The organism is Herbiconiux moechotypicola (genome assembly GCF_024979255.1).
In the GTDB taxonomy this organism is placed as follows: Bacteria; Actinomycetota; Actinomycetes; order Actinomycetales; family Microbacteriaceae; genus Herbiconiux; species Herbiconiux moechotypicola.
In genome coordinates this window covers 249,822-266,161 of the sequence record NZ_JANLCN010000006.1, presented here as the reverse complement: position 1 = coordinate 266,161, position 16,340 = coordinate 249,822, and the positions used below count along the sequence as shown (strand labels likewise).

The following is a 16,340-nucleotide window of genomic DNA, read 5'->3' as shown; positions in this document are numbered from 1 at the left end:
TCTAGACATCTCCCACTCACCGCTTGAGGTACTGCTCGAGGTCGGCGAGGACAGCGTCGGAGACGGTGTTGGTGCCGCCGAGAACGGTGATCGAGGTGGGGCTGTAGCGGGCGAGGGCGGCTCGCACGGAGTCGGGGATGGTGGTCTTCGTCACGAGGAGCACGGGGCTGCCGCTCTGCACGGCGGCAGCTCCGGCCGAGAGCGCGTCGGGATAGGTCTCACCTGAGGCGATGAAGAGCTCGGCCGTGGTGTTGACGGCGGGGAGCTCGTTGACGACCGACGCCGCCACCGCGTAGCGATCCTGGCCGCCTATCCGGCGTGTGGGCTTGATGACGCCGAAGCCCTCGACGAACGAGTCCGAAATCGAGTTGGTGCCCCCGAGCACCACCACATCTTCCGCCTTGATCCGAGTGATCTCACCCACGAGCGAGGCCTCGATCGTGTCGCGTCTCGTGAGCAGCACAGGCGCTCTGTGGGCACCCGCCGCAGCCGAGCCCGCGAGCGCATCCGGGAAGTTCTCGCCCGACGCGATGTAGGCCTGCTGCCCGATGTAGGTGGGTCCGGTCCGGTTCCACGACGCCGAGACCAGCACCGAGGTCTCGTACCGATCCGCACCCGCGACACGTTCGACCTTCGCCGCCATCGGGGTCAGGATGCTCAACACGGCGTCGTCGACGGTGTTGAGGCCTCCGAGAACGACGATCCTAGCGGGTTTCAGCCGCTGCAGCTCACGCAGGATGCTCGCCGGAACGGCGCCTTTGCGGGTCAACAGCACCGGCCCACTCTGCGCTCCAGCCATCGCCGATCCCGACAAGGCGTCGGCATAGCCCTCTCCCGATGCCACGTACACGACGGGTACTCCTGGCGGGAAGGTGCGCGCCGAGATCGCCGCAGACACCTCGTAGCGGTCGGCGCCCCCGATCCGCTCGACCTTGCCGCGCGAGTACCCGCTCGCGAGAAACACCTGCCGACCGGTGGCACCGGGCACGAGAGATGTGGCAGTCGACTCGAATGCGACCGACATGCCTCGCGCATCGATCACCGGATGGTCCGGTTCGCGATCGGCAAGAACTCCCGTCGTTCCCCGCGACGCCAACCAGATTCGTGCGGTGTAGGAGTCGCCCACATACACCTGAGGCGTCCCGTCCGCGCCGGGCACCAGATCGGTCGCGGTCGACACGAATCCGATGCGCACCCCATCGGCCCCCATCGACGGGCTGTACGACTCGCCCGACGCGACTCCCCCGCGATGCGGAGTGGAGCTGACCAGGCGCACCCGCGAGCTCCTCATGTCGCGGTGGAACACCTGCCGCCGCCCGTCGAGAGCCTCCGACGTGAGATCGGTCGACGTGCTCGTGAACGCGACGCCCTCCCCGTCGGCCGAGATACCCGGTTCGAACGACTCCCCGTTCGCGAATCGCCCGTCGACCCGGCTCACCGCCTTCATCCGAGGCGTCTCTCCGCTCGCGTACCGCACGACCTGCCGCCCGCGCGGCACCGATCCGTCCACCTGCAGGTCGATCGCCGTGAACGCCACCACCGAGCCGTCTTTCGAGATCGATGGTTCGCTCGACCCGCCCACCGACGCCGTCCCAGTGTCGCCCACGCTGATCAGTTCTGCACCGGTGCCGTTCACTACGGCGCGATAGACCTGGGGCTTGTTGTAGGTCGGAATGGAGGTGAGATTCGTGGCGGAAGTGACCAGGGACACGGTCTTGCCGTCGCCCGAGAGATCGAGATCCGTCACCCAGGCGTTGGGCGGGAACTCGCTCGAGAACGCTTGTCGAATCAAGCCGGTCGCGCGGCTCCACACGTACGCCTGCACCCCGGGAGCGGAGTAGCCGTCGACCAGATCGCTCGCGGACGAGAGGAATGCGATGGTCTGCCCGTCGTCCGACACCGCGGGTCTGGTCGACGGGCCGTTTCCACCCCGGCCGCCGAGAGGAGACTGAGAGATCAACCGCACCGACCCGAAGGCCGTGTCACGCAGGTACACCTGTGTCGTCCCCGAAGGCACCGGTGTCGACACGAGATCGGTCGACGACGACGTGAACACCTGGTACGCACCGTCGGGCGTCATGTCCACTTCTGATGACACGCCGTTGCCACCGAGGTGCGCGCCGTCGCGGGCCGTGCTCGCCACCACGATCGGCGGTGGCGCCGTGGCCGCGAACTCGGCGCTCTGCGCCGCGCCGGGCGCCACGAGCAACCCCGCGCCAAGGGCGGCGACCGCCGCCACGACAACCACACCACGTCTGGACATAGCCGAGAATATATCAGCTATGCCCGGACGTGAGGAAGAGTTACCGCCCGGAGGTGCCCGACGCCACGAGCTCCTCGGCCACGAGGAACGCGAGCTCGAGCGACTGCATGTGGTTCAGTCGCGGGTCGCAGAGCGATTCGTAGCGGGTGGCCAGGGTCTCCTCGTCGATGTGCTCCGACCCGCCGAGGCACTCGGTGACGTCGTCACCGGTGAGCTCGACGTGGATGCCGCCGGGGTGCGTGCCCGCCGCCCGGTGCGCCTCGAAGAAGCCCTTCACCTCGTCGACCACGTCGTCGAAACGACGCGTCTTGTAGCCGTTGGGCGTGGTGAGCCCGTTGCCGTGCATCGGGTCGGTCACCCACAGCGGCAGCGCATCCGAGGCCTTGATGGCCTCGAGCAGCGGCGGCAGCGCATCCCGGATCTTGCCGGCGCCCATCCTCGTGATGAAGGTGAGACGGCCGGGCTCGCGGTTCGGGTCGAGCTTGTCGATGAGCCGCATCATGTCGTCGGGCGTGGTCGAGGGCCCGAGCTTCACCCCCAGCGGGTTGCGCACCCGCGAGAGGAAGTCGACGTGCGCACCGTCGAGGTCGCGCGTGCGCTCCCCGATCCACACGAAGTGCGACGAGGTGTTGTAGGGCGTTCCGGTGCGCGAGTCGATGCGCGTCATGGGCCGCTCGTAGTCGAACAGCAGCGCCTCGTGCGACACGAAGAACTCGGTGCGCTTGAGCGCCTCGAAGTCGGCGCCGCAGGCCACCATGAACTTCACCGCGCGGTCGATCTCGCCGGCCAGCTGCTCGTAGCGCACGTTGGCGGGGTTCGAGGTGAACCCCTTGTTCCAGGTGTGCACCTGCCGCAGGTCGGCGAAGCCGCCCTGGGTGAAGGCCCGGATGAGGTTGAGGGTCGACGCGGCCACGTGGTAGCCGTCGAGCAGCCGCTTCGGGTCGGCGGTGCGCGACTCGGGCGTGAAGTCGTAACCGTTCACGATGTCGCCGCGGTACGCGGGCAGCGTGACGCCGCCCCGGGTCTCGGTGTCGCTGGAGCGGGGCTTGGCGAACTGGCCCGCCATGCGTCCCATCTTGATGACCGGCATCGAGGCGCCGTAGGTGAGCACGACCGCCATCTGCAGCACGGTCTTCACCCGGTCGCGGATCTGATCGGCCGTGGCACCGGCGAAGGTCTCGGCGCAGTCGCCGCCCTGCAGCAGGAAGGCCTCACCGCGAGCAGCCGTCGCCAAACGGTCGCGCAGTTCGTCGACCTCGCCCGCGAACACGAGCGGCGGCAGGGTCGCGATCTCGCGCGACACCGACTCCACCGCGGCGGTGTCTGGCCACTCCGGCTGCTGCTTCACCGGCAGGGTGCGCCAATAGTCCAGACCCGCGATCACAGATTCATCCGCTTCGACGATTCGCTCTGTTGGATCCACCACTGACTGTTGTCCTGTATCTATCTGATGCCGCAGCCCGCTAGCGGGCGCCGGCGCGCGCGACTCTCGCGCGTTTCTCCTTGACCGAAGTCGCGTACACGTCCGAGTATTCCTGCCCGCTCAACCGGTGGAGCTCGTACATGATCTCGTCGGTCACGGAGCGAAGGATGAACCGGTCGGACTCGAGGCCTTCGAACCTAGAGAAATCTAGTGGCTCGCCGATGACGATGCCAATCCTCATGATCTTCGGCAGCTTCGACCCGATGGGCATGACCTTCTCGGTGTCGATCATGGCGACCGGGATGATCGGCACGTGCGCTTCGAGCACCATCCGGGCCACGCCCGTGCGCCCCCGGTACATCTTTCCGTCGGGGCTGCGGGTGCCCTCGGGGTAGATGCCGAGCAGCTCGCCCCGGGCGAGCACGCCGAGCCCGGTGTTGAGCGAGGCTTCGGAAGCTTTTCCTCCGGTGCGGTCGATCGAGAGCTGGCCGGAGGCGGTGAAGAACAGCCTCATCAGCCAGCCCTTGATGCCCTTCGCCGTGAAGTAGTCGCTCTTGGCCAGGAACGACACGTGCCGGTCGACGACGACCGGCAGGAACACCGAGTCGCTGAAGGAGAGGTGGTTCGAGGCGAGGATCGCGCCGCCCTTGGCCGGGATGTTCTCGAGCCCGATCACCCAGGGCCGGAACAGGGTCTTGAGCACGGGCGCGACCAGGAGGTACTTGGCGAGGAAGTAGAACATCAGATCGACTCCGCGTAGCGCCGGGCGAGGTCGGCGGCGCCCACGACGCCCGCATCGTTCACGAGCTCCGCGATCGCGAAGGCGGGCTCGGGGTGGTAGCCCCGGGCCGGGAGCACCTCGAGGAAGGCCTGGCGGATGGGGTCGAGCAGCAGTTCGCCCGACTGGGCCACGCCACCGCCGATGACGAACAACTGCGGGTCGAGCACCGCGGCCAGGCTCGCGCACGCCTGCCCGAGCGAGGTGCCGAGCGTGCGCAGCGCGGAGAGCGCTCCAGGGTCGCCGATCTGCACCAGCTCGCTCACGTCCTGTCCGGTGAGCACACCCTTGCGCGAGCGCACCGAGGCGAGCGCCTGGCCGATGCCCCCCGCATCCGCCAGCTCGTTGGCCAGCCGCAGCAGCGCCCGGCCCGAGCCGTACTGCTCGATGCAGCCGTGGGCCCCGCATCCGCAGGGCAACCCGTTGGGCACGACGCGCAGGTGCCCGAGCTCGGCCCCGGCACCGAAGCCGCCGCGGAACAGCCGGTCTTGGCTCACGATGGCCCCGCCCACACCTGTACCGATGGTGAGCGTGACCATGTCGCTCACCAGCCGCCCGGCTCCGAAACGGAACTCCGCCCATCCGGCCGCGTTCGCGTCGTTCTCCACCACGATGTGCAGGCCCAAGCGCTTCTCGAGCTTCTCGCGAAAGGGCTCGTTGCGCCAGCTGATGTTGGGCGCGTAGTAGACGATCGACTGCGAGGCGTCGATGAACCCGGCGGCGGCCACGCCCACGGCCGTGATGTCGTGACCCACGGCGAGGTCTTGCACCATGTCGACGACGGTGTCTTCGATGACCTGGGGCTCGGATGCGCTGGTGGGCCGGCGGTCGTGGGCCAGGATGGTGCCGAACTCGTCGACCACCGCGCCGGCGATCTTCGTGCCACCGATGTCGATTCCGATGGCACGCATGATCGTGTTTCCTTTCGAAGCGGGGGCGGCCGTCCAGGGAAGGCCCGGATGCACCAAGTAGAGTGTAGATGAGTTGCACTCGACCGGTACCGAAGGAGTTGCCGTGGACCAGTATTTCGTTCCTCCCGTCGTGGCCGCCGACCCAGAGGCGAACACCACCGACCTGCTCATCGAGCGCGTCAGGCTCACCCCCGACGACGCCCTGTTCGCCGTGCCGGACGGCGCGGGCTGGCGCGACATCACCGCCGCGGAGTTCCTCACCCAGGTGCGCGCGGTCGCGAAGGGCCTCGTGGCCGCGGGCATCCAGCCCGGCGACAAGATCGGCCTCATGTGCAAGACCCGCTACGAGTGGTCGCTCATCGACTTCGCCACCTGGTTCGCCGGAGCGGTGCTCGTACCGGTGTACGAGACCTCCTCCCCCGCGCAGGTGCAGTGGAACCTCAGCGACTCGGGAGCCATCGCGATGATCGTCGAGACGGCCGACCACTTCGCGCGCTTCGACGAGGTGCACCCCGATCTCCCCCTGGTCACGACGGTGTGGCAGGTCGATCTGGGCGATCTCGACAAGCTCGCGGCCTCGGGGGCCGGCGTGCCCGACGAGGAGATCGAGCGCCGACGCCGCCTCGCCAAGGGGTCCGACCTCGCGACCCTCATCTACACCTCCGGCACGATGGGACGGCCGAAGGGCTGCATCCTCACCCACTCGAACTTCGTCGAGCTCTCCCGCAACGCCGCGGTCGCGATGAAGGATGTGCTGGCCGGGGGCGCCTCCACCCTGCTGTTCATCACCACGGCCCACGTGTTCGCGCGCTTCATCTCCATCCTCTGCGTGCACGGCGGTGTGAAGGTGGGCCACCAGGCCGACACGAAGCAGCTGCTGCCGGCGCTGGGGTCGTTCAAGCCCACGTTCCTGCTCGCGGTGCCGCGGGTGTTCGAGAAGGTCTACAACTCCTCGGAGCAGAAGGCCGAGACCGGCGGCAAGGGCAAGATCTTCCGCAGTGCCGCCGCCGTGGCGGTCGAGCACTCCGAAGCCCTCGACGCCGGCCACGTGCCGCTCGGGCTCAAGCTGCGGTTCGCTCTGTTCGACCGGCTGGTCTACTCGAAGCTGCGGGCCGCTCTCGGCGGCCGGGTGAAGTACGCGGTGTCGGGATCGGCGCCGCTCGGCCACCGGCTGGGTCACTTCTACCGCAGCCTCGGCGTGAAGATCCTCGAAGGTTACGGCCTCACCGAGACCACCGCGCCGGCCACGGTCAACCTCACCGACAAGTTCAAGATCGGTACCGTCGGCCCCGCCCTCCCCGGGGTCGGCCTCAAGATCGCCGACGACGGGGAGATCCTGGTGAAGGGCATCAACGTGTTCGCCGGGTACTGGCAGAACGAGGCGGCCACGGCCGAGGTGATGCAGGGCGAGTGGTTCCACACCGGCGACATCGGTGCCCTCGACTCCGACGGGTTCCTCACCATCACGGGCCGCAAGAAGGAGATCATCGTCACGGCGGGCGGCAAGAACGTGGCCCCGGCGGCGCTCGAAGACCCCATCCGGTCGAACCCGCTGGTGGGTCAGGTGGTGGTCGTGGGCGACCAGAAGCCGTTCATCTCGGCGCTCATCACGCTCGACAGCGAGATGCTGCCGGTGTGGCTGGGCAACAACGGGCAACCCGCCGACCTGTCTCTCGCACAGGCGGCGCTGAACCCGGCGGTGCTCGCCGAGATCCAGCGCGCGGTCGACGCCGCGAACGCACTGGTGTCGCGGGCCGAGTCCATCCGCAAGTTCGTGGTGCTGCCCGACGACTTCACCGAGGCCAGCGGGCACCTCACACCGAAGCTGTCGATCAAGCGCGCCGTGATCGTGAAGGACTACGCCGACACCATCGCGGGCATCTACTCCTCGGCGCCGGCCACCGAGGGCGTGTCACTGGCGCACTGAGTCGTCGCCGGCGTAGGCGCTCAGAACCAGCTCGACTCGCGCACCCGCCGCATCGCCTCGCGGCGGGTGGGCTTGTCGAGCCGGTCGAGGTACAGCAGCCCGTCGAGGTGGTCGGTCTCGTGCTGCAGCGCCTGGGCGAGCACACCGGTGCCCGACACCTCGATCGCGTTGCCGTCGAGATCGATGCCCGTGGCGCGTGCGAACGGGTAGCGACTGGTCTTGAACCACAGCTCCGGCACCGACAGGCAGCCCTCGTCGACCAGCTCGGGCTCGCCCGAGGTCTCGACGAGCACGGGGTTGATGATGTACCCCACCTGTCCGTCGACGTTGTAGCTGAACACCCGGAGGTTCACCCCGATCTGCGACGCGGCCACTCCGGCACGCCCGGGCACTTTCACGCTGTCGAGCAGGTCTTCGACGAGTCCGCGCACGCGGTCGTCGATCTCGACCACGGGGTCGGAGACGGTCTTCAGCACGGGGTCGCCGAACAGGCGGATCTCACGAACGCTCACGCGGGCGCCACCACCACGATGAGGTCGCCCGCCTCCACCTGCTGCGTGCTCGGGATGGCGAGCCGCTGCACCACCCCGCCCACCGGCGTGGTGATCGCGGCCTCCATCTTCATGGCCTCGATCGTGGCGACCGGGTCTCCGGCGGCCACCGTGTCGCCCACGGCCACCTTGACCGTCACGACGCCCGAGAACGGGGCGGCGACCTGGCCGGGCTGGGCTGCGTCGGCCTTCTCGGCCGTCTTGCTCTCCACCTTCACCGAGCGGTCGCGCACGTTGACCGGGCGCAACTGGCCGTTGAGCGTGGTCATCACCGTGCGCATCCCCTGGTCGTCGACCTCGCCGATGGCCTCCAGCCCCACGAACAGGCGCACGCCGGGGGCGATCTGCACCACGTGCTCGGTGCCCGGGGTGAGCCCGTAGAGGTAGTCGACGGTGTCGACCACGCTGAGGTCGCCGAAGAGCTCCCGCAGCTGCTCGAAGGTGCGGGTGGGGGCGGGGAACAGCAGCCGGTTGAGCGCGGCCTTCCGCGTGGCGGGGTCGCCGGCCAGCGCATCCCGGTCGTCTGCCTCGAGCGGGGTGATGCCCACCTTCACGTCGCGGCCCGCGAGCACCTTGCTGCGGAACGGCTCCGGCCAGCCGCCGGGCAGTTCGCCGAGCTCGCCGGCCATGAACCCGATCACGCTGTCGGGGATGTCGTAGGCACCCGGGTTCTGCTCGAAGTCGGCCGGGTCGGCCTTGACCGCCGCGAGGTGCAGGGCGAGGTCGCCCACGACCTTCGACGACGGGGTGACCTTCGGGATGCGGCCCAGGATGCGGTTCGCGGCCGCGTAGAGGTCTTCGATGAGTTCGAAGTCGTCGGCGAGTCCGAGGGCGATGGCCTGTTGGCGCAGGTTCGAGAGCTGCCCGCCCGGGATCTCGTGGTTGTAGACGCGGCCCGTGGGACCGGGCAGCCCCGACTCGAAGGGGCGATAGAGCTGGCGCACGGCCTCCCAGTAGGGCTCCAGGTCGGAGACGGCCTGCAGCGAGAGCCCGGTGTCACGGTCGGTGTGGGCGAGCGCGGCGACGAGGGCCGAGAGCGACGGCTGCGAGGTGGTGCCCGAGAGGGGCGCCGCCGCGACGTCGACCGCGTCGGCTCCCGCGGCCGAGACCGCCAGGAGAGTCGCGAGCTGCCCGCCCGCGGTGTCGTGCGTGTGCACGTGCACCGGCAGGTCGAACCGCTCCCGCAGCGCGCTCACGAGCTTCGCACCGGCGGCGGGGCGCAGCAGTCCCGCCATGTCCTTCACGGCGAGCACGTGGGCGCCGGCCTCGACGATCTGCTCCGCGAGCCGCAGGTAGTAGTCGAGGGTGTAGAGGTCTTCGGCGGGGTTGAGCAGGTCGCCCGTGTAGCAGACGGCCACCTCGGCCACCGTGCTGCCCGTCGCGAGCACGGCGTCGATCGCGGGGCGCATCTGCGACACGTCGTTGAGCGCGTCGAAGATGCGGAACACGTCGACGCCGGTGGCCGCCGCCTCGGCGACGAACGCATCTGTCACCTCGGTCGGGTACGGCGTGTAGCCGACCGTGTTGCGGCCACGCAGCAGCATCTGCACGGCCACGTTGGGCAGGGCCTCCCGCAGCGCGGCGAGGCGCTCCCAGGGGTCTTCGCCGAGGAAGCGGAGGGCCACGTCGTAGGTGGCACCACCCCAGGCCTCCACGCTCAGCAGCCCGGGGGTGAGCCGGGCCACGTACGGTGCCACGGCCACCAGGTCGCGCGTGCGCACGCGGGTCGCGAGCAGGGACTGGTGCGCATCGCGCATCGTCGTCTCGGTCACGGCCAGAGCGGTCTGCGTGCGCAGCGCCGCCGCGAATCCCGCCGGGCCGAGCTCGAGCAGCCGCTGACGCGACCCCGCCGGAGCCGGCACCGAGAGGTCGAGCGCGGGCAGCTTCTGCACCGGGTCGGCCGCGCCGACCCGGGCGCCATTGGGCTGGTTCACCGTCACGTCGGCGAGCCAGTTGAGGATCTTGGTACCGCGGTCTTTCGACCGGTGCCCCGCGAGCAGCTGCGGCCGCTCCTCGATGAAGCTCGTCGAGAGGTCGCCCGCGATGAAGTCCGGGTCGTCGAGCACACCCTGCAGGAACGGGATGTTCGTCGAGACACCGCGGATGCGGAACTCGGCCAGCGCACGACGGGCCCGTCGCACGGCCGCCGGGAAGTCGCGGCCGCGGCAGGTCATCTTCGCCAGCATGCTGTCGAAGTGCGGGCTGATCTGCGCACCGACATCGACCGTACCGCCGTCCAGGCGCACGCCCGCACCCCCGGGCGACCGGTACGCGGCGATCTTGCCGGTGTCGGGGCGGAAGCCGGCCGTCGGGTCCTCCGTCGTGATGCGGCACTGCAGTGCGGCGCCGTGCAGCACGATCGACTCCTGACTGAGCCCCAGCTCGGCGAAGGTCGCCCCCGAGGCGATGAGCATCTGCGACTGCACGAGGTCGACGTCGGTCACCTCCTCGGTGACCGTGTGCTCCACCTGGATGCGCGGGTTCATCTCGATGAACACGTGCCGGCCTGCCCGCTCCCCCACTGTGTCGACGAGGAACTCGACCGTGCCCGCGTTCACGTACGAGATCGAGCGCGCGAACTTGATCGCGTCGGAGTGCAGGGCCTCGCGGAGCTCGTCGGAGATGTTCGGCGCCGGAGCGATCTCCACCACCTTCTGGTTGCGCCGCTGCACGGAGCAGTCGCGCTCGAACAGGTGCAGCGTCTCCCCCGCACCGTCGGCGAGGATCTGCACCTCGATGTGCCGGGGCCTCAGCACCGCTTGCTCCAAGAACATCGTCGGGTCGCCGAACGCGCTGTCGGCCTCTCGCATCGCCGCCTCGAGCGCCGGCCGCAGTTCTTCACGGGTCTCGACCCGGCGCATCCCGCGCCCACCGCCGCCCGCGACCGCCTTCGCGAACACCGGGAACCCGATCTCGTCGGCGGCGGCGAGCAGCACCTCGATGTCGGTCGTGGCCGGCGACGACGCCAGCACAGGCACACCAGCCGCGATCGCGTGCTCCTTGGCCGTGACCTTGTTGCCCGCCATCTCGAGCACGTGCTCGCCGGGCCCGATAAAGGTGATGCCGTTCTCGGCGGCGGCGCGTGCGAGCTCGGGGTTCTCCGACAGGAAGCCGTAACCCGGGTAGATGGCGTCTGCACCCGACTCGAGAGCCACCCGGATGATCTCCGACACATCGAGATAGGCACGCACCGGATGCCCGACCTCACCGATCTGGTAGGCCTCGTCGGCCTTCAGCCGGTGCATCGAGTTGCGGTCCTCGTAGGGGAACACCGCGACGGTGCGGGCACCCAGCTCGTAGGCGGCCCGGAACGCCCGGATCGCGATCTCGCCGCGGTTGGCCACAAGGATCTTCTTGAACATGCAGACCTTTCACACAGTCCCGCGCACAGCGAACGGTTAGGTTCTCCCAGCCTAGTGAAGGTAACGTATTCGATTGTGCATGTACTCAGCGTCTCGTCCCTCAAGGGAGGTGTGGGCAAGACCACAGTGACGCTCGGGCTCGCCTCGGCCGCGTTCGCCAAGGGTCTGCGCACCCTCGTCGTCGATCTCGACCCCCAGTCCGACGTGTCGACGGGCATGGACATCCGCACCGCGGGTCACCTCAACGTCGCCGACGTGCTCGCCTCGCCCAAGGAGAAGATCGTCCGGGCGGCGATCGCGCCCTCGGGGTGGACGAAAGACCGCGGCGGCAAGATCGACGTGCTCATCGGCAGCCCGTCGGCCCTCAACTTCGACGGCCCGCACCCGAGCATCCGCGACATCTGGAAGCTCGAAGAGGCCCTCGCCACCGTGGAGAGCGAGTACGACCTCGTGCTCATCGACTGCGCCCCCTCGCTCAACGCGCTCACGCGCACCGCCTGGGCCGCCTCCGACCGGGTCTCGGTCGTGACCGAGCCGGGGTTGTTCTCGGTGGCCGCCGCCGACCGCGCGCTGCGGGCGATCGAGGAGATCCGCCGCGGGCTGTCGCCCCGGCTGCAGCCGCTCGGCATCATCGTGAACCGCGTGCGCTCGCAGTCGCTCGAGCACCAGTTCCGCATCAAGGAGCTGCGCGACATGTTCGGCCCACTGGTGCTCTCGCCCCAGCTGCCCGAGCGCACCTCGCTGCAGCAGGCGCAGGGCGCGGCGAAGCCGCTGCACGTGTGGCCCGGCGAGGGTGCTCAGGAGATGGCGCGCAACTTCGACCTGCTGCTCGAGCGCGTCATGCGCACCGGCCGCGTCGGCGAGTACGCCGAACTCAAGGCGTAGCTACCAGCTCACGGCTTGGCCGGCCAGCCAGCCAGCTAGCTAACTGAGCAGTCACACTGCTTTGCGAGCGGCGCGGCGGGCGGCGAGCTCGTCGGCCGGGTCGGCGACGGTGGAGTCGATGTCGACGAGGGTGTGCTCCACCTCGCGGAGCACCTTGCCCACCGCGATGCCGAAGACGCCCTGCCCGCGGCTCACGAGGTCGATGACCTCGTCGTTCGAGGTGCAGAGGTAGACGCTCGCGCCGTCGCTCATGAGCGTGGTCTGCGCTAGGTCGTTGATGCCCGCCTCGCGGAGCTGGTTGATGGCGGTGCGGATCTGCTGGAGCGAGATGCCGGTGTCGAGCAGACGCTTCACCAGCTTCAGCACGAGGATGTCGCGGAAGCCGTAGAGGCGTTGCGAGCCGGATCCGGCCGCGCCGCGCACGGTGGGCTCGACGAGAGCGGTGCGGGCCCAGTAGTCGAGCTGGCGGTAGGTGATGCCGGCCGCGCGCGCCGCGACGGCGCCGCGGTAGCCGCTGGCGTCATCGAGGTCGGGCATGCCGTCGGTGAAGAGCAGACCGAGGTCGTAGCGAGACTCGTCGTTGGTGCTCAGCTCACTCATCAGGGCCTTCCATGCTCCTCACCCGGCGCTCGTCGCGCACCGCGTGCTCACCCCACGGTAGCGAGGCGTGCAGCCCGGAGCAACGACATCGCGTGTTCACGCTCGGCGTGTCGCGGTGATTGCCCCGCCGGCGCCGGATGCGGGCGGGTGCGCGATCACGGCGCGATGCGCCCGAGAGCCGAACGGATGAGGCTCGACCGCACGACCTCGAGCTGCCCGGCGATCTCGCGCGCCAGCTCGGCGGCCTTCGCACGGCTCGACGGGTCGCGCCGCCGGGCGACGGGCATGAGCGCGCTCTCGATGAGCCCGAGCTCGCGCTCGGTGGCCTGACGGAAGCCCCGGAGATGACGGGGTTCGATGCCCGAGCGCTGCAGTTCGACGAGCGCTTTCAGCACCACCAGCGACTCCTCGCCATACGAGTCGGCGGGCACCAGCACGTGAGACGAGAAGGCGTCCTGCACGAGCATGGGCGTGGCACCGGCCTCGCGGGTGAGCTCGTCGCGGCTGAGCCGCCGCCCCGTCTGCAGCAGCGAGGGGCCGCCGGGAAGCGCGGCACCGGGCATCGGCGGGTTGAGGCCGGCGTCGACGTCGGCGAGGTAGTCCTTGATGACCGCGAGCGGCAGGTAGCAGTCTCGCTGAAGACCCAGGATGAGCTTCAAGCGGCTGAGGTCGTTCTGCGAGAACTTGCGGTAGCCCGACGGCGTGCGGGCCGGATGCACGAGCCCGCGCTCCTCGAGGAAGCGCAGCTTCGACGGGGTGAGTTCGGGGAACTCGGTACTGAGCTTCGCGAGAACCTGGCCGATGCCCAGCACCGGCGCGGTGGCGTCGGCGACGATCGGTTCGGAGGAGCGTCGCGCGTTCGGAGCGGCCGCCACTAGTGGCCCGCGGCAGTCGCCACGTCGATGCGTGAGGGGTAGAACGTGAGACGGAACTTGCCGATCTGCACCTCGGTGCCGTCGTCGAGGAGGGCCTCCTCGACTCGGACGCCACCCACATAGGTGCCGTTGAGCGAGCCGAGGTCGCGCACCACGAAGCTGTGGCCGTGGCGGGCGAACTCCGCGTGACGGCGGGAGACCGTGACGTCGTCGAGGAAGATGTCGGCGTTGGGGTGCCTGCCGACCGTCGAGACCGCCGTGTCGAGGAGGAACCGGGCACCGGCGTTGGGGCCCCGCCGCACGATGAGCAGTGCGGAGCCGGACGGGAGGGCCGCGATCGACTCGAGCTCCTCGCCCGTCACACCGGCCTCGAGCGCCGCCAGCTGAGCGGCGAACTCGCCGGTCAGCGACAGCGTCGTGTCGCCGGTCGCGGGGGCGACGGGGATGATCGTCGTGTGATCGTCGTCGCGTGCGTCGTTCGCCATCAGCTGCCCTCCTTGCTCCGACCAGCGTAGTCGATTCCGGCCGTAGGCCCACTCCCAATTCGGCGTGAAACACCCCAATCCGGCGCTCGGGCGACGCACCCGCCTACACTTTCGACATGGCTCCGTTGATCGCGTGTCTCTGGGTGTTCGCCGCCGTCTGCGTGGCGGTGTGGGTGCTCTCCGTCGTCACCCGGGAGTACTCCTGGGTCGACCGCATCTGGTCGGTGGTGCCTGTCGTCTACGTCTGGATCTTCGCGGGCGCGGCGGGGTTCGACGATCCACGGCTCACCCTCATGGCGGTCGTGGTGACCCTCTGGGGCGCGCGGCTCACCTTCAACTTCTCGCGCAAGGGCGGCTACGCCCGCGGCGGGGAGGACTACCGCTGGGCGGTGCTGCGCGCGCGCATGTCGCCCGCCCGCTTCCAGCTCTTCAACGTCTTCTTCATCACGATCTACCAGAACGTGATCCTGCTGCTCATCACGATGCCGGCCTTCCTGGCGTTCCAGAACCAGAGCACGCCGTTCGGGTGGCTCGATGCCGTCCTGCTCCTGCTCTTCCTGGCCTTCCTCGTCGGGGAGACCGTGGCCGACCAGCAGCAGTGGGACTTCCATGCGTGGAAGCGAGCCGAGTCGGATGCGGGCCGCGACCCGCATCCGCGATTCCTCACCACGGGCCTGTTCCGGTTCGCGCGCCACCCGAACTTCTTCTTCGAGCAGGCGCAGTGGTGGGTGTTCTTCTTCGTCGGCGCGGTGTCGGCCGGCACCGTGCTGAGCTGGACGGTGGCGGGTGCGGTTCTGCTCACCACCCTGTTCATCGGATCGACCGTGTTCACCGAGAGCATCACGCTGTCGAAGTACCCCGAGTACGCCGACTACAAGAAGACGACCTCCGCCCTCGTGCCGTGGTTTCCCCGGCGCCGGAAGGCGGAGGTCGTGACGAGCTGAGCTCAGTTGACCTTGAGCGGGTGCGACCCGTTGCGGCCGTCCTCACCACGGTCGAGCGTGGCGATGGTGGCGATCTCGGCGGCGCTCAGCGAGAAGTCGAAGAGGTCGAAGTTCTCGGCCATGCGGTCTTTGTTGTTGCTCTTCGGGATGACGATGTTGCCCACGTCGAGGTGCCAGCGCAGGATCGTCTGCGCGACCGTCTTGCCGTGCGCCGCCGCGATCGCGGCGAGCTCCTCCGACTCGTTGATGCGCCCCTGGCCGAGCGGACCCCACGCCTCGATGGCGATGCCGTGCTCCGCCGCGTAGGCGCGCAGCTCCGCCTGCTGGAAGTCGACGTGCAGCTCGACCTGGTTGACGGCCGGCACGACGTCGGTCTCGGCGAGGAGCCGCTCGAGGTGGTCGACGGTGAAGTTCGACACGCCGATCGCCTTCGCGCGACCGGACTCGAGGATGGCCTCGAGCGACCGCCACGCCTCGACGTAGGTGTCGCGCTCGGGGGTGGGCCAGTGGATGAGGTAGAGGTCGACGTAGTCGAGCTGCAGGCGCGCGAGCGACTTGTCGAAGGCCGTGAGCGCGTCGGTCTGCGAGTCGTTCCACAGCTTGGTGGTGACGAAGAGCTCGTCGCGCGGCACGCCGGCCTCCTTGATGGCGTGGCCGACACCCTCTTCGTTGTGGTAGATCGCCGCGGTGTCGAGGTGGCGGTAGCCCACGTCGAGGGCGTCGCGCACGATGCGGCCGGTCTTGTCGGGATCGACTTTGAAGACGCCGAACCCGAGCTGCGGGATGGTGACGCCGTTGTTGAGGGTGATGAGGGGAACAGGGCTGTCGGTCATCGTCTCAGCCTATTCCCCGGTCATCTCCCTCGTCGACGATGGTGCGCAGGATGAGGTCGAGCACCGCTTCGCCGTAGGCGTTCTCGGCGCTCTGCGCCTCGAAGGTGCACCGTTCGCCGCGGATCGTGGCGGTCACGAGGTAGACGGTCTCGCCCGCCGCGCGCTCGACGACGAGGCTGTGGAAGCCGTCGCGGAGGATCTCGCGCAGTTGGGACTCGGCGGGCAGCCAGAGGGCGTCGGCGAACGCCACCGAGTCGAGCGCCCACTCGGTGGTGCCGTTGAAGCCGATCACGGTGCCGCCGGGGAACTCGTGCAGGTCGACCGTCATCTCGCTCACGGTGAACACCTCGTCTCCCCCGTCGGCGGTCTCCACGACGAAGGCGTCGCCCGAGCGCGGGTGCCAGCGCAGCCCCGCGGTGCGGAGAGCCCTGGCCAGTTCGATCGCGATCACCCGCCCATCATCCCAGCCCTTCCCGGCAACGTCACGGCAGCCCCGCTAACGT

At 69.1% G+C, this 16,340-nt stretch carries 14 protein-coding genes; 3 read left to right on the top strand and 11 right to left on the bottom strand.

The genetic code is table 11. The features are described from left to right. Nucleotides 1-16 precede the first annotated feature (16 nt). The 4 genes from N1031_RS11900 to N1031_RS11885 all read right to left on the bottom strand — a co-directional run bounded on the left by N1031_RS11900 (nt 17) and on the right by N1031_RS11885 (nt 5,375). On the bottom strand, nt 17-2,263 hold the full coding sequence (locus tag N1031_RS11900; RefSeq protein WP_259479849.1) for a cell wall-binding repeat-containing protein: 2,247 nt from the start codon (nt 2,261-2,263) through the stop codon (nt 17-19). Nucleotides 2,264-2,303: 40 nt separating this feature from the next. Continuing rightward, nucleotides 2,304-3,647 (bottom strand): class II 3-deoxy-7-phosphoheptulonate synthase, encoded by a 1,344-nt coding sequence (locus tag N1031_RS11895; protein ID WP_259479848.1) that lies wholly within the window; start codon nt 3,645-3,647, stop codon nt 2,304-2,306. A 79-nt stretch (nt 3,648-3,726) separates the two neighbouring features. Further along, the gene (locus N1031_RS11890) at nt 3,727-4,428 is read right to left on the bottom strand and encodes a lysophospholipid acyltransferase family protein (protein WP_259479847.1); all 702 of its coding nucleotides are present in this window, start codon (nt 4,426-4,428) and stop codon (nt 3,727-3,729) included. After that, on the bottom strand, nt 4,428-5,375 hold the full coding sequence (locus N1031_RS11885; protein WP_259479846.1) for an ROK family glucokinase: 948 nt from the start codon (nt 5,373-5,375) through the stop codon (nt 4,428-4,430). The genes N1031_RS11890 and N1031_RS11885 overlap by 1 nt, the downstream gene beginning before the upstream one ends. A 103-nt stretch (nt 5,376-5,478) precedes the next feature. On the opposite strand from N1031_RS11885, the gene N1031_RS11880 reads away from it, so the two are divergent. Then, on the top strand, nt 5,479-7,302 hold the full coding sequence (locus tag N1031_RS11880) for an AMP-dependent synthetase/ligase (RefSeq protein WP_259479845.1): 1,824 nt from the start codon (nt 5,479-5,481) through the stop codon (nt 7,300-7,302). Nucleotides 7,303-7,322: 20 nt separating this feature from the next. Here N1031_RS11880 and def read toward each other — a convergent pair whose 3' ends face one another. Together def and N1031_RS11870 are read right to left on the bottom strand one after the other, a co-directional pair. Continuing rightward, nucleotides 7,323-7,814, bottom strand: coding sequence for a peptide deformylase (gene def, locus N1031_RS11875; RefSeq protein WP_259479844.1), 492 nt, complete (start codon nt 7,812-7,814; stop codon nt 7,323-7,325). Further along, a complete protein-coding gene (locus tag N1031_RS11870; RefSeq protein WP_259479843.1) occupies nt 7,811-11,215 on the bottom strand; it encodes a pyruvate carboxylase in 3,405 nt (1,134 codons plus the stop codon). Before N1031_RS11870 ends, def begins: the two co-directional genes overlap by 4 nt. A 75-nt stretch (nt 11,216-11,290) precedes the next feature. Between N1031_RS11870 and N1031_RS11865 the strand changes: the two genes are divergently transcribed. Further along, nucleotides 11,291-12,100 carry a ParA family protein gene (locus N1031_RS11865; RefSeq protein ID WP_259479842.1) on the top strand — a complete coding sequence of 270 codons (810 nt, stop codon included), beginning with the start codon at nt 11,291-11,293 and terminating at the stop codon, nt 12,098-12,100. Nucleotides 12,101-12,151: 51 nt separating this feature from the next. Here N1031_RS11865 and N1031_RS11860 read toward each other — a convergent pair whose 3' ends face one another. From N1031_RS11860 to N1031_RS11850, 3 genes are all read right to left on the bottom strand, one after another. Next, nucleotides 12,152-12,700: a MerR family transcriptional regulator gene (locus tag N1031_RS11860; protein ID WP_310795688.1), complete on the bottom strand. Its 549-nt coding sequence runs from the start codon at nt 12,698-12,700 to the stop codon at nt 12,152-12,154. A 155-nt stretch (nt 12,701-12,855) separates the two neighbouring features. Next, the gene (gene ftsR / locus N1031_RS11855; protein ID WP_375163636.1) at nt 12,856-13,575 is read right to left on the bottom strand and encodes a transcriptional regulator FtsR; all 720 of its coding nucleotides are present in this window, start codon (nt 13,573-13,575) and stop codon (nt 12,856-12,858) included. Continuing rightward, entirely contained in the window at nt 13,575-14,060 is a 486-nt protein-coding gene (locus N1031_RS11850) for an FHA domain-containing protein (RefSeq protein WP_310795687.1), read from the bottom strand. The genes ftsR and N1031_RS11850 overlap by 1 nt, the downstream gene beginning before the upstream one ends. Nucleotides 14,061-14,176: 116 nt before the next feature. Here N1031_RS11850 and N1031_RS11845 point away from each other — a divergent pair, with 116 nt between their 5' ends. Continuing rightward, complete coding sequence (locus tag N1031_RS11845) at nt 14,177-15,004, top strand: DUF1295 domain-containing protein (protein ID WP_259479841.1); 828 nt, start codon at nt 14,177-14,179, stop codon at nt 15,002-15,004. Nucleotides 15,005-15,006: 2 nt separating this feature from the next. Here N1031_RS11845 and N1031_RS11840 read toward each other — a convergent pair whose 3' ends face one another. Further along, nucleotides 15,007-15,837 (bottom strand): aldo/keto reductase, encoded by an 831-nt coding sequence (locus tag N1031_RS11840; protein WP_259479840.1) that lies wholly within the window; start codon nt 15,835-15,837, stop codon nt 15,007-15,009. Nucleotides 15,838-15,841: 4 nt separating this feature from the next. Then, the gene (locus N1031_RS11835) at nt 15,842-16,288 is read right to left on the bottom strand and encodes a pilus assembly protein CpaE (RefSeq protein WP_259479839.1); all 447 of its coding nucleotides are present in this window, start codon (nt 16,286-16,288) and stop codon (nt 15,842-15,844) included. Nucleotides 16,289-16,340: the final 52 nt, after the last annotated feature.

Excerpts from the sequence above, each read along its gene's own strand:
- N1031_RS11900 (WP_259479849.1), bottom strand. The coding sequence starts at position 2,263 with ATGTCCAGACGTGGTGTGGTTGTCGTGGCGGCGGTCGCCGCCCTTGGC.
- N1031_RS11890 (WP_259479847.1), bottom strand. The coding sequence starts at position 4,428 with ATGTTCTACTTCCTCGCCAAGTACCTCCTGGTCGCGCCCGTGCTCAAG.
- N1031_RS11885 (WP_259479846.1), bottom strand. The coding sequence starts at position 5,375 with ATGCGTGCCATCGGAATCGACATCGGTGGCACGAAGATCGCCGGCGCG.
- N1031_RS11870 (WP_259479843.1), bottom strand. The coding sequence starts at position 11,215 with ATGTTCAAGAAGATCCTTGTGGCCAACCGCGGCGAGATCGCGATCCGG.
- N1031_RS11860 (WP_310795688.1), bottom strand. The coding sequence starts at position 12,700 with ATGAGTGAGCTGAGCACCAACGACGAGTCTCGCTACGACCTCGGTCTG.
- N1031_RS11850 (WP_310795687.1), bottom strand. The coding sequence starts at position 14,060 with ATGGCGAACGACGCACGCGACGACGATCACACGACGATCATCCCCGTC.
- N1031_RS11845 (WP_259479841.1), top strand. The coding sequence starts at position 14,177 with ATGGCTCCGTTGATCGCGTGTCTCTGGGTGTTCGCCGCCGTCTGCGTG.
- N1031_RS11840 (WP_259479840.1), bottom strand. The coding sequence starts at position 15,837 with ATGACCGACAGCCCTGTTCCCCTCATCACCCTCAACAACGGCGTCACC.